Source organism: Corynebacterium sp. USCH3, from assembly GCF_037619475.1.
In the GTDB taxonomy this organism is placed as follows: Bacteria; Actinomycetota; Actinomycetes; order Mycobacteriales; family Mycobacteriaceae; genus Corynebacterium.
Genome location: NZ_JAQPZT010000003.1, coordinates 23,717 through 35,902 on the forward strand (window position 1 = coordinate 23,717; position 12,186 = coordinate 35,902).

General features: G+C 67.7%; 8 protein-coding genes. All 8 read right to left on the reverse strand.

From position 1 onward, the window contains the following. Window positions 1-26: 26 nt before the first annotated feature. Window positions 27-1,913, reverse strand: coding sequence for an AMP-dependent synthetase/ligase (locus PQI66_RS06275; protein WP_339996853.1), 1,887 nt, complete (start codon window positions 1,911-1,913; stop codon window positions 27-29). Continuing rightward, window positions 1,900-3,801: an AMP-dependent synthetase/ligase gene (locus PQI66_RS06280; protein ID WP_339996854.1), complete on the reverse strand. Its 1,902-nt coding sequence runs from the start codon at window positions 3,799-3,801 to the stop codon at window positions 1,900-1,902. The genes PQI66_RS06275 and PQI66_RS06280 overlap by 14 nt, the downstream gene beginning before the upstream one ends. A 104-nt stretch (window positions 3,802-3,905) precedes the next feature. Further along, window positions 3,906-4,511, reverse strand: coding sequence for a TetR/AcrR family transcriptional regulator (locus PQI66_RS06285; RefSeq protein ID WP_339996855.1), 606 nt, complete (start codon window positions 4,509-4,511; stop codon window positions 3,906-3,908). Window positions 4,512-4,572: 61 nt separating this feature from the next. Further along, window positions 4,573-5,322, reverse strand: a complete 750-nt coding sequence (locus PQI66_RS06290; protein WP_339996856.1) for an enoyl-CoA hydratase family protein — start codon at window positions 5,320-5,322, stop codon at window positions 4,573-4,575. Window positions 5,323-5,360: 38 nt separating this feature from the next. Next, window positions 5,361-6,518: an acyl-CoA dehydrogenase family protein gene (locus PQI66_RS06295; RefSeq protein ID WP_339997647.1), complete on the reverse strand. Its 1,158-nt coding sequence runs from the start codon at window positions 6,516-6,518 to the stop codon at window positions 5,361-5,363. Between the two features lie 74 nt (window positions 6,519-6,592). Then, complete coding sequence (locus PQI66_RS06300) at window positions 6,593-8,659, reverse strand: acetyl/propionyl/methylcrotonyl-CoA carboxylase subunit alpha (RefSeq protein ID WP_339996857.1); 2,067 nt, start codon at window positions 8,657-8,659, stop codon at window positions 6,593-6,595. A 28-nt stretch (window positions 8,660-8,687) separates the two neighbouring features. Beyond that, window positions 8,688-10,283, reverse strand: coding sequence for an acyl-CoA carboxylase subunit beta (locus tag PQI66_RS06305; RefSeq protein ID WP_339996859.1), 1,596 nt, complete (start codon window positions 10,281-10,283; stop codon window positions 8,688-8,690). Further along, on the reverse strand, window positions 10,280-12,016 hold the full coding sequence (locus tag PQI66_RS06310; protein ID WP_339996861.1) for an acyclic terpene utilization AtuA family protein: 1,737 nt from the start codon (window positions 12,014-12,016) through the stop codon (window positions 10,280-10,282). Before PQI66_RS06310 ends, PQI66_RS06305 begins: the two co-directional genes overlap by 4 nt. Between the last annotated feature and the right edge of the window lie 170 nt (window positions 12,017-12,186).

Consider the following 12,186-nt stretch of genomic DNA (forward strand, 5'->3'; position numbering starts at 1 on the left):
ACAGGGGAGTGCCCCGGTGATCTCGCTCAGGCGTAGTTGGCCTCCACCTGGTCCGCGAAGTTCGCCGCAACAGGCTTGCGACGTAGCTTGAGCGACGGAGTCAGCTCAGCCTGCTCCACGGTGAGGTCACGGGGAAGTATCTGGAACTTCTTGACCTGCTCCCACCTGTTCAGCGAGGCGTTCAGCTCGTCGATGTAGCCCTGCACCAGCTCCCTGGTACGGGGGTCTGCAGCGACTGCGGCGTAGTCGCCCTCCACTCCGGTGCGCTGGGCCCAGGCAGAGAGCGCGTCCTCATCCAGCGCCACCAGGGCGCTGACGTACGGGCGGGCCTCGCCGATGACGACCAGGTTCGACGCCACCGGGCACAGGCCCTTGAACTCCGCCTCGATCGGCGCCGGGGCGACGTACTTGCCGTTCGAGGTCTTGAACAGTTCCTTCTTGCGGTCGGTGATGCGCACGAAGCCGTCGGCGTCGATGTCACCGATGTCGCCGGTGTGCATCCACCCGTCACTGTCCAACGCCTCGGCGGTGGCCTCCGGGTTGTTGTGGTAGCCGTCCATCACCCCGGCGCAGCGGAAGAGTATCTCGCCGTCGTCTGCGATCCGCAGTTCCACACCGTCCAAGGGGCGCCCGATCCTGCCGGTGCGGTAAGCGTTCGGCATGCCCAGGCAGGATCCGCCGCCGGACTCGGTCATGCCGTAGGCCTCGAGGATCATCATTCCCGTGGCACCGAACCACCGGGAGATGTCGGAGTTCAGCGCGGCGGACCCGGAGATGAAGAAGCGGATCCGTCCTCCGAAGCGTTCCCGGACCGTGGAGAACACCAGTCGGTCGGCGAGGCGCGCCTGGAGACGGTCCCACCGAGAGGCGGTGGTGCTCCCGTCCCCGTGGTCGGCCTCGAACACCTTCACCCCGACGCCGCTGGCCCAGTGGAACAGCCTCTCCTTGATGCGCAGTGGGCCGGGATCGTCGGCCATCATGGTGACGATGCCGTTGTACGCCTTCTCGAAGATCCGGGGGGCGGATCCCATGAAGGTCGGGCGCACGACCGGAAGGTTGGAGACGATGCGGTCGACCCGTCCGTCGATGGCGGTCTCGAAGCCGAGATGTACCGGCATCATCAGCAGCAGTTTGCCCATCACGTGTGACAGCGGCAGCCAGAGAAACTGCTTGTCGTCTATGGTCAGGATGTTGTCGGGGTCGGTGCGACGCATGGTGCCGGCCATCGCGAGGATCTCGAAGACCAGCACCCGGTGGGGGAGCAGAACGCCCTTGGGCCGCCCGGTCGTGCCGGAGGTGTAGATCAGCGTGGCCAGGTCGTCGAGGTCGGTGTCGTCGATCCGCGCGTCGATCTCACCCGGGTGTGACCTCAGCCGCTCCCGGCCGCGACGCCGTAACTCGTCCATGCTGATCACCCAATCCGGGTCAACGTCGTCGGGGACGCCGTTGTCCATGACCACGACGGTGCGGATGTTCGGCAGCTCGTCCCGCATCTCGGCGATCTTGGTGTACTGGTCGGCGTCCTCGACGAAGAGGAGACGGCTGTCGGAGTCGCTGAGGATGTACCGCACGTCCTCGCCGAGGGTGGTGGGGTACACCGTCACCGTGGCGGCGGCGGCGTAGACGATGCCGTAGTCCGCCACGGCCCATTCGTAACGGGTGGTGCAGGCGATGGCGACCCGCTCCTCCGGTTGGATACCCGACGAGATGAGTCCGGCAGCCACCTCGGCGGCCTGCTGTCCGACTTCGCCCCAGGTCAACGTGGTCCAGGTGTCGGTGTCGTCGCTGCCGGTGACCGGGAAGCTGTAGGCGGACCGGTCCGGGGTGGCGGCGATGCGGTCACGCAGCATGTGTCCGGTGGAGCGTACCGGGGGGTCGAACGTGGTGTGGTTGCCGGTGTCAGCGGTGGTCATGGCGGTCTCCTGTGGTGGTTGTGGAATAGAGTGCGTCGATGTCGTCGGCGAAGTGGTCTGCGACGGGTCGTCTCCGGAGTTTCAGGGACGGTGTGAGTTCCTGGGCGTCCACGGAGAGTTCGCGGTCGAGGACGCGGAACGTCCTGATCCGTTCCCACGGGTTGAGCGTGGCGTTGAGTTCGTCGATGAAGCCCTGCACGGTGTCCCGGGTCCGTGGGTGACGGGTGACGGCCGTGTAGTCGCCGGCGACGCCCTCGCGTCCGGCCCAGGTCATGGCCGCCGTCTCGTCGAGGGTGATCAGCGCGCTGACGTGGGGCCGGTTCTCGCCGACGACCACGATCTGTGAGGCCACCGGGCACAGCCCCTTGAAGCGTGCCTCGATGACAGCGGGGGCGACGAACTTCCCGTTCGAGGTCTTGAACAGTTCCTTCTTGCGGTCGGTGACGCTCAGCCGCCCGTGCGGGTCCAGGGTGCCGATGTCACCGGTGTGCAGCCAACCGTCCGCGGTGAGCACTCTCGCGGTCTCCTCGGGGTTGTTGTGGTAGCCGGCCATCACACCGGGCCCGCGGACGAGGATCTCTCCGTCGTCGGCGATCCGGACCTCGAACCCCTCGACCGCCTCCCCGACGGTGCCTGCACGGAACGTGGACGGCAGCCCGAGCGTCGTGACGTTGCACTCGGTCATCCCGTATCCCTCGAGGATCGGCAGGCCGGCGGCCCAGAACCAGCGTGACACGTCGGTGTTCAACGCGGCGGACCCGGAGATGAAGTAGCGGACGTTGCCGCCGAACCGCTTCCTCACGGTCGAGAAGACCAGGCGGTCGGCGACGCGTGCCTGGATGCGGAGCAGCAGGGACGGTGATTCGGCGGAGACAGCGTCGACCCCGACACGGCTGGCCCAGTGGAACAACCGTTCACGGATCCCCAGTGGGCCGGGGTCGTCCGCCATCATCGTGGTGATGCCGGTGTAGGCCTTCTCGAAGATCCGGGGTACCGACCCCATGAACGTGGGACGGGACGTGCCGATGTTCTCGACGATCCTGTCGATCCGCCCGTCGATCGTCGTCTCGAAGCCGATGTGCAGCGGGAGCAGCACCATCAGCTTGCCCATGACGTGTGCCAGGGGAAGCCAGAGGAACTGCCTGTCGTCGATGGTGAGCATGCCGGTGCCGCCGTCCCTGCCGTCGGTGGCGTCCGCGCTGTTCACCGTCGCCTCGATGGCACGGACCTCGTGCACCCACACGCGGTGGGGCAGCAGCACGCCTTTGGGGCGTCCCGTGGTGCCGGAGGTGTAGATCAGGGTGGCGAGGTCGTCCGGTCCGGTGGCGTCGATGCGGTCGTCGACGGACGTGGGATGTCGTTCGAGGAGGTCGCGTCCGCAGGCCCGCAGTTCGTCGAGGGTCATCACCCAGCCGTCGGTGCGGTCGGGGAGGTCGTTGTCGAGGACGATGACGGTGCGGATGTCGGGAAGGTCGTCACGGAGGAGCGTGAGCTTCGCGAGCTGCTCTGCGTCTTCGACGAAGACGGCGGTGGTGCCGGAGTCGCCGACAATGTGCCGGACGTCCTCGCTGACGGTGGTGGGGTACACGGCGACGGTCGCCGCGCCCGCGGACATGGTGGCGTACGTGGCGACGGCCCACTCGTAGCGTGTGGCGCTGGCGATAGCGACCCGGTCGCCGGGGGTCACACCGGCGGCGATGAGGCCGGCGGCGGTCTCCCTGGCGTGGGTACCGACGTCGGACCAGGTCACCGTGGTCCATCCTGTCGTCTGGCCCGGGTTCGGGCCGATCACCGGGAACGTGAAGGCGCGGCGGTGCGGGGTGTCGGCGACGCGTCTGCGCAGCATCTGTCCGACGGAATCGGCGGGGGGTCTGGTGTCGGTGGTCATGGAGGCCTCCGGGAGGACCGCGGAGCATCACCTATTGTTGTTGAAGCTAAGTAAATGCTGAGCGACGGGTCCCGTGCGTGGTGGGTTGGTGGGTGGTGGAACGGTCAGTCGTTGCGCTTGATTCCGTCGAGGATCCGCGCCCAGGTCTCCAACGCGTCCTCCTGGTGCTTCTGGTTGTCGACGAGAACTGAGCCGAGGCCGAGTCCGCGGGCGACGTCGAGCGTGAGCCCCAGTACCCGGCGTGTGTTCCTGTCCGAGAGGTCGGCGTTCAGGGCCAGGGCGGCGAGCTGGTACACCTCGCGGCCGTAGCGTGCCTCGGCGGGGACGATCAGTTCGCGGATCTCGCTGTCGGTGCTCGCCGCAGCCCAGATGTGGAGGGCGGCGTGGAACGGGCGGTTGCTGAAGAACCCGAACACGAGGGCGACCACGTCCTCGACCGGCGCACCGTTGCTCCCGGTCGGGAGTTGGGCGACGCTGCTGCGCAACTGCTGGGTGCGTTCGGTGAAGAACTCCTCCAGGGCTGACGCGATGAGTGAGTCCCTGGTGGGGAAGTGGTGCTGTGCCGCTCCACGGGACACGCCGGCACGCGAGGCGACGGCGCTGACGGTGGTGCCGTTCAGCCCGGTGTCGGAGAGGGTGTCCAGGGCGGCCTCGAGTAGGTGACGGCGCGTGATCCTGCTGCGCTCCTGCTGGGCCTCTCGGGTCGCCATGGTTCCTCCGGGGTTCTCGGGTGGTGGTCAGTTACTCTACGTGCCGGTCACTGCACGGGAGTCACTGCGCCCAGCTGGGGGCGCGCTTCTGGAGGAACGAGGTGATCCCCTCGAGCGCTTCCGGGGTGGCGAAGAGTTCGGCGGACTTCGCGGCCAGGGCGTCGGCGTCGGCGTCGAAGGACGCGATGACCGCCTGGTTGATGATCGCCTTGGTCTCCCGCAGCCCTTGCGGGGAACACTTCAGCAGCCCCTCTGCCGTGGCCGCCGCCTGTTGCCGCGGGTCGTCCACGACCTCGGTGACCAGGCCGAATCGTGCGGCGGCCGCGGCGTCGAAGCGTTCCCCGGTCAGCAGGTACCGGGATGCCGCCCGCGAGCTCAGCCGCGGCAGTACCGTCAGCGCGATCATCGCGGGGGCCACGCCGATACGGGTCTCGGTGGTGGCGAAGGACGAGTCCGGCGCGGCGAACACCATGTCACAGGCGCCGACGAGACCGGTGCCGCCGGCACGGACGTTGCCGTCGACGACGGCGGTGACCGGTTTGGGCAGCTCGACGACGGTACGCAGCAGCCCGATGAAACTGCCGGTGACCTCCTCCGGTGACAGATCGCCGACGGCGGCGAGGTCGGCACCGGAGCAGAACGTCGAACCGGTGTGGTCGAGGACCACGCTCCGGACCGAGTCATCCTGTGCCGCACTGGTCAGGGCATCGCGGAGATCCTTGATCAGTGCCGGCGACAACGCGTTGCGGCGGTCCGGTGCATCGATGGTGATCCGGGCGGTTCTGTTGTCCGTGGTGGTGGTGATGGCCATGGCAGTCTCCTGTGACGTCGGGGTGGGTTGTCCGGTGGTCAGTAACTCTTGGGCAGGCCCATGACCGTCTGTGCCACGTAGTTCAGCAGCATCTCTCGGCTGACCGGGGCGATGCGCGGCAGGCGGGAGGCGGCGTACATGCGGGCGAGGCCGTATTCGGCGGTGAGGCCGTTGCCGCCGAGGGTCTGCACGGCCTGGTCGATGGATTTGGCGGAGACCTCGCCAGCGGCGTACTTGGCCATGTTCGCCGCGGTTGCGGCGCCGTCCAGGTCTCCCTGGTCGAACCGTGCGGCGGCGTTACGGCACATCAGCCGGGCCTGCTCGAGCTCGATCCGGCACTGCGCCAACGGGTGGGACAGGCCCTGGTGGGCGCCGATGGGCGTCTTCCACACGACACGCTCGTTGGCGTACTTCACGGCGGTGTCGAGCGCGTAGCGGGACATGCCCGTGGCCATCGCGGTGGCGATGATGCGCTCCGGGTTCAGACCGACGAAGAGCTGGAAGATGCCGGCGTCCATGTCTCCGACGAGGTCCTCGTCCTTCACCCTGACGTCATCGAAGTGCAGCGCGTACTGCCACTCGGGCAGCATGACCTCGGTGGGGATCTGGGTCTTGGAGAAACCTTCGGCGTCGGTGGGCACCATGAACAGCGCCGGCTTCAGCTTGCCGGTGCGTTCGTCGTGGGCGCGGGCGACGACGAGCACGGTGTCGGCCTGGTCCACGCCGGAGATGAAGGTCTTCGACCCGTTGAGGACCCACTCGTCACCGTCCTTCTTCGCGGTGGTGGTGATGTTGTGGCTGTTCGTGCCGGCATCGGCCTCGGTGATGCCGAAGGCGCTGATGAACTCACCCGAGGCGATGCCCGGCAGCCAACGCTGCTTCTGGTCCGGGGTGCCGAAGGCGGCGATGATGGAGCCGCAGATGGCAGGTGAGACGACCAGCATCAGCAGACCGCAGCCCTCGGAGGACAACTCCTCCTGGACGATGGAGAGTTCCAGCAGGCCTGCTCCGCCGCCGCCGTACTCCTCGGGGAGGTTCACACCGACGAAGCCGAGTTCACCGGCCTCCTTCCACAGTTCGGTGGGGTACTCCTTGGCGTCGGCCTTCTTGGCCATGTACTCGTAGCCGTACTTCTTGGCCAGGGCTCGGACGGTCTTGCGCAGCTCCTCCTGCTCGGGGGTGTCGTTGAGGGGCATGCTGACCTGGGGCTGTGACATGGTGAAAACTCCTTGAGATGTGGGATGTGGGGTACTGCGTGGGGAAAGGGTGGTTATTCGTCGTTCTCGGGGGAGTCGATGACCGCCAGCAGTGTGCCGGTCTCGATGTGGTCTCCGGCGGCCGCAGCCAGCTCGCTGACTGTGCCGTCGGACGTGGCCGAGATGGTGTGCTCCATCTTCATGGCCTCGATCGTCATCAGCTTCTGGCCGGTGGCGACGGTGTCGCCGATGGCGACGAGGACACTGGTCACCGTTCCCGGCATGGGGGCGACCAGTGCGCCTTCGGCGACGATGTCGGACGGGTCGTCGTAACGCGGACGCTCGGTCAGCGTGACCGGGCCGAGCGCCGAGTCCACGCCCACACCGCCACCGGGGTACCGGTGGACGGTGAGCGTGCGACGGATGCCGTCGACGTCGACGATCACCGTGGCTGCACCGTCGGAGCCGGGTCCGACGCCGGCCTCCGGGGTGATCTCCACGAGCCGGACGGCGTCGTGCCCCGCGAGGGACGTCGTCTCGGCACCGGTGGAGCGGGAGGTCCGGACGACGGTGACCTCGACCTCATCGTCTGTGCTGGTCGTGTCCTGCCCGCGGAAGTACCGGTGGGTGGTGCGGGCGTCACCGAAGAGGCGGAACCCGGACCGCACGTGGGGGTTGGGGCGCGTCGAGGTGGTGTGGGCCTCGTCGACGACGGCGGCGGCGAACGCGGAGACAGCCACGGCGTCGTCGTCGGCCAGGAGATTCATCGAGACCTCGGTGTGGGTCTTCTCCAGGAACGCGGTGTTGATGTCGCCGGCCCGGAAGTCGGCGTCATCGAGGATGCGGACGAGCTGGTCCCGATTCGTTCCCAGGCCGTGGATCCGGCCCCGGCGCAAGGTGCCGCTGAGGCGTCCCACGGCTTCTGCACGGTTCGGAGCCCACGAGATGACCTTCGCCAGCATCGCGTCGTAGTGCACGCCGACCACAGCCGGACGGCCCGGCGCTGCCTCGGGACCGGAGTCCAGGCGGATGCCCGGGACGTTCGGCCCGGAGAACGACGAGACGACGTCGTCGAAGTCGAAGCGCAGCACCTCACCGGACATCGGCCGGTAGTCGTGGCGGGGGTCCTCGGCGTAGACGCGGGCTTCGACGGCCCAGCCGTTGATGCCCGGGGGGTTCTCGGCGGGCAGCGTCCGGCCGGCGGCCACGTCGAACTGCAGCCCCACCAGGTCCAGGCCGGTGGTGGCCTCGGTGACGGGGTGCTCCACCTGGAGGCGGGTGTTGACCTCCAGGAAGAAGAACTCGCCCCTGTCGTTGGCCAGGAACTCCACGGTGCCCGCGCCGCTGTAGTCGATGGCGTGGGCGGCTGCGCGGGCGGCCTCGAAGAGGCGGTCCCGCATCCCGTCGATCCGCTCGACCAACGGGGAGGGCGCCTCCTCGATGACCTTCTGGTGGCGACGCTGGATCGAGCACTCACGTTCGCCCACCGCCCACACCCCGCCGTGGTTGTCGGCCATGAGCTGGACCTCGATGTGGCGTCCGGACTCGATGTAGCGTTCGATGAACACCGTGCCGTCGCCGAAGGCGCTCTCGGCCTCACGGACCGCTGCGGCGGCCTCGGACTCGAGCTCGTCGATGGTGCGGACCACGCGCATACCGCGTCCTCCGCCACCGGCGGAGGCCTTGACCAGGACCGGGAGCATGTCCTCGGTGATCTCCGAGGTCTCCAGGTTGGTCAGCACCGGCACGCCGGCGGCCTCCATCAGCTTCTTGGCCTCCGTCTTCGACCCCATCGCGTCGATGGCTTCGGGGGACGGACCGATCCACGTCAGTCCGGCGGCGATCACGGCGCGGGCGAAGGAGGCGTTCTCGGACAGGAAGCCGTACCCGGGGTGGACGGCGTCGGCACCGGTACGCTTCGCGGCGTCCAGTACGGCGTCGACGTTGAGGTAGGTCTCGGACGGGGCGTTGCCGGGAAGATGGACGGCGGCGTCCGCCTCCCGGGTGAACGGTTCGTTCCGGTCGGCGTCAGAGTAGACGGCGACGGTCGACAACCCACGGTTGCGGGCGGTGGTGAACACGCGCCGGGCGATCTCCCCGCGGTTGGCGACGAGAACGGTCGAAAAATCTGTGTTGGTCATGTCTTCTCTCATCTCTCGGTCTCGCGCGTCACATCCGGAAGACGCCGAAACCGTCGGCGCCCTCCACCGGTCCGGAATGGATGGCGGTCAGGGCGGCCCCCACCACCGCGCGGGTGTCACGGGGGTCGATGATGCCGTCGTCGTAGAGCATCCCGGACATCTTCAGCGGCGCGGACTCGACGTCCGCCTGCGTCTTGAGCATGTCGAAGAGCTGTTTTTCGGCGTCCTCGGAGTAGTCCAGTCCGCGGCCGCGGGCGGACTGGGCACTGATGCCGCTGACCACCGAGGCCAGCTGCTCGGACCCCATCACGGCGGAACGGGCGGACGGCCAGGCGAACACGAAGCGGGGCTCGAAGGCGCGTCCGCACATGCCGTAGTGGCCGGCACCGTAACTCGCGGCGGTGATGAGGGAGATGTGGGGGACCTTCGAGTTCGAGACCGCGTTGATCATCATCGCGCCGTGCTTGATGATTCCGCCCTCCTCGTACTCCCGTCCGACCATGTAGCCGGTGGTGTTGTGCATGAAGATCAGCGGGGTGTCCGTCTGGTTCGCCAGCTGGATGAACTGGGTGGCCTTCTGGGCCTCCTCGCTGAACAGCACACCGCGGGAGTTGGCGAGGATGCCCACCGGGTAGCCGTGGACCTTGGCCCATCCGGTCATGAGGCCGGAACCGTAGCGGGGCTTGAACTCGTCGAACTCACTGCCGTCGACGACACGTCCGATGATCTCGTAGGGGTCGTAGGGGACCTTGAGCCCGTCGGGGACGATGCCGAGCAGCTCCTCCTCGTCCAGGACGGGTGCCACGACGTCCGGCGACGGTGCCTGGCCCGTGCGGCGCCAGTTGAGCCGGCGGACGATGGACCGGCCGATACGGGCTGCGTCGAGTTCGTCGACGGCGAGGTAGTCGCCGAGGCCGGAGACGTCGGTGTGCATCTGTGCACCACCGAGGCTCTCGTCGTCGGTCACCTCACCGGTGGCGGCCTTGACCAGCGGGGGGCCGGCGAGGAAGACCTTCGACCGTTCCTTGATCATCACCACGTGGTCCGCCATGCCGGGGATGTAGGCGCCGCCGGCGGTGCAGTTGCCGTAGACGATGGCGACGGTCGGGATGCCGGCCTGGGACAGCCGGGTGATGTCACGGAACATCGCACCGCCCGGGACGAAGACCTCCTTCTGACTGCGCAGGTCCGCTCCACCGGACTCCACGAGCGTGATCGCCGGCAGCCGGTTCTCCAGGGCGATCTGCTGGAGCCGGAGTGACTTGCGAAGAGTCCATTCGTTGGAGGCGCCGCCCTTGACCGTCGGATCGTTGGCGACGATGAGGCACTCGACCCCCTCCACGGTGCCGATACCGCCGACGACGGAACCACCGACGGCGAAGTCGGTGCCGTAACCGGCCATGGTGCAGAGCTCGAGGAAAGGTGACCCCTGGTCGAGTACGGAGTCGATTCGCTCGCGCGGGGTCATCTTGTCCCGGCTGCGGAGCTTCTCCAGGGACTTCTCGCCGCCCCCGGCGAACGCGGTCTCGTAGGCCTCCCGGATCTCACCGAGCTTCTCCTCCATGGACTGCCGGTTGGCCTGGTACTCCTCAGAACTGGGGATGACGGCTGAGGTTGCGGTCATGACGCTTCCTTACTGTTGCTGTTGCTGGTGGCGAGCAGGGACTCGGGGATGTCGACGTGACGCGACCGCAGCCACTCGCCGAGGCCCTTGGCCTGTGGATCGAACCGGGCACCGTGGGCGACCCCCTGGCCGAGGATGTCCTGGACCACGATGTTCAGTGCGTTGAGGCGGGGGAGGGCGAAAACCTCGACGTCGAGGTCGGCGGTCTCGGGGAGAAGGGTCTTCACCGACTCCGCGGTCACTGTCTGGACCAGCCACGGGTAGGCCTCGGGGTCGCTGGTCCACACGCCGATGTTGGCGCTGCCGCCCTTGTCACCGCTGCGTGCGTCGGCGATCAGACCGAGTGGGGCGTGGCGGGTGCTGTCCTGTGTGGGGGCCTCCGGGGCCGGTTCATCGGTGTGGGAGGACCCGATCTCGGCGGTGGTCGTCGGCGGGGCGACGGTGACCGTCGTGCCGTCGGGCAGGTGTGCGGTGTGCACCGGCACGTCGTTGTCCAGGTAGGTGGGGAGGAACGTGCCGTACATGCTGGGCTTGGGCGGAACACCGTCGAAGAAGGTGCCGGGTGGTGAGGCCAGCGCGGTGGAGACGACCCCGCGACCCCAGTCGGCGAGGAGGTTCTGGTCCGGGTCCCATACGACACACACCAGGCGGGCGGCAGCGGCCGCCTGTGTGTCCGCGTCCGGGTGGTCGGTGCGCTGCAGGCGGTAGTCGACGGTGCGGGGCCGCGGCTCGATCGCATCGAGCTGCTTGATCAGGAGTTCCGCCTTGTCCTCGACGTCGAGTCCGGTGAACAGGACGTGCACCTCGTTGCGGAACCCGCCGATGCGGTTCACGCTGACTTTGGTGGTGGGCGGCGGAGCTTCACCGGTCGCGCCGGAGATCCGGACGCGGTCCTCACCGAGATCCTCGACCGTGACGTGGTCGAGTCGGAGCACCGCATCCGGGCCGGCGTAGCGTGCACCGGTGACTTCGTAGAGCAGCTGCGCGGTGACGGTGCCCGCGGTGACGGCTCCGCCGGTGCCGGCGTGTTTCGTGATGACCGAGGTGCCGTCCTCGTAGATCTCGGCCAGGGGGAACCCCGGCATGACCGGCTTGTCGTCGAGGATTCCACGGTTGAAGCCGGAGTAGTTGCCGCCGGTCGCCTGGGTGCCGCACTCGATGACGTGGCCGGCGGCCATCGCACCGGCGATCTTGTCGAACTCGCCGGGGCCCCAGCCGAAGTGGTGGGCTGCGGGGGCGACCACGACCGAGGCGTCGGTGACGCGTCCGGTGACCACGATGTCGGCGCCGGCGTTGAGACATTCGACGATCCCGAAGGCGCCGAGGTAGGCATTGGCGCAGAGGGCGTCAGAAACAGTCGGCCATACATGTTCCCGGACATCGTCGCCGTCGACATAGGCCACCGTGAGGTCAAGCCCACGCTCGGAGACCTTGTCCTTGAGTGCGTCGGCGAGGCCGGCCGGGTTGAGTCCGCCGGCATTGGTGACGACCTTCACGCCACGCTCGGCGATGTCGTCGAGGCAGGTGTCGAGGTGGTCGATGAATCGCCGTGCGTATCCGAGGCCGGGATTCTTCATCATGCCCTTGGCGAGGATCAGCATCGTCAGTTCTGCCAGGTAGTCGCCGGTGAGGTAGTCGATCTCGCCGCCGTCCAGCATCTCCTTCATGGCGCTGTCGCGGTCGCCGTAGAAACCGGAGAAGTTGGCGATTCTCACGGGTGGGGTGTCGCTCACGGAAACCTCCGAAAGTTGTCTGTGTGATGGGGTGGCTCAGGGCGCCGACGCTGTCGTCCGCGGCTTGAGAGCATGATTCTGTTCTATCACCAAAGAACAAGCAGTCGTGACTGATTGATTTTTCCGGATGGTGTGGCGTGGATCACACCCCCGTTCGGGGGTGTGGACGA

Bases quoted from the DNA above. Each gene is read 5' to 3' on its own strand.
- PQI66_RS06275 (WP_339996853.1), bottom strand. From the start codon at position 1,913: ATGACCACCGCTGACACCGGCAACCACACCACGTTCGACCCCCCGGTA.
- PQI66_RS06280 (WP_339996854.1), bottom strand. From the start codon at position 3,801: ATGACCACCGACACCAGACCCCCCGCCGATTCCGTCGGACAGATGCTG.
- PQI66_RS06285 (WP_339996855.1), bottom strand. From the start codon at position 4,511: ATGGCGACCCGAGAGGCCCAGCAGGAGCGCAGCAGGATCACGCGCCGT.
- PQI66_RS06290 (WP_339996856.1), bottom strand. From the start codon at position 5,322: ATGGCCATCACCACCACCACGGACAACAGAACCGCCCGGATCACCATC.
- PQI66_RS06295 (WP_339997647.1), bottom strand. From the start codon at position 6,518: ATGCCCCTCAACGACACCCCCGAGCAGGAGGAGCTGCGCAAGACCGTC.
- PQI66_RS06300 (WP_339996857.1), bottom strand. From the start codon at position 8,659: ATGACCAACACAGATTTTTCGACCGTTCTCGTCGCCAACCGCGGGGAG.
- PQI66_RS06305 (WP_339996859.1), bottom strand. From the start codon at position 10,283: ATGACCGCAACCTCAGCCGTCATCCCCAGTTCTGAGGAGTACCAGGCC.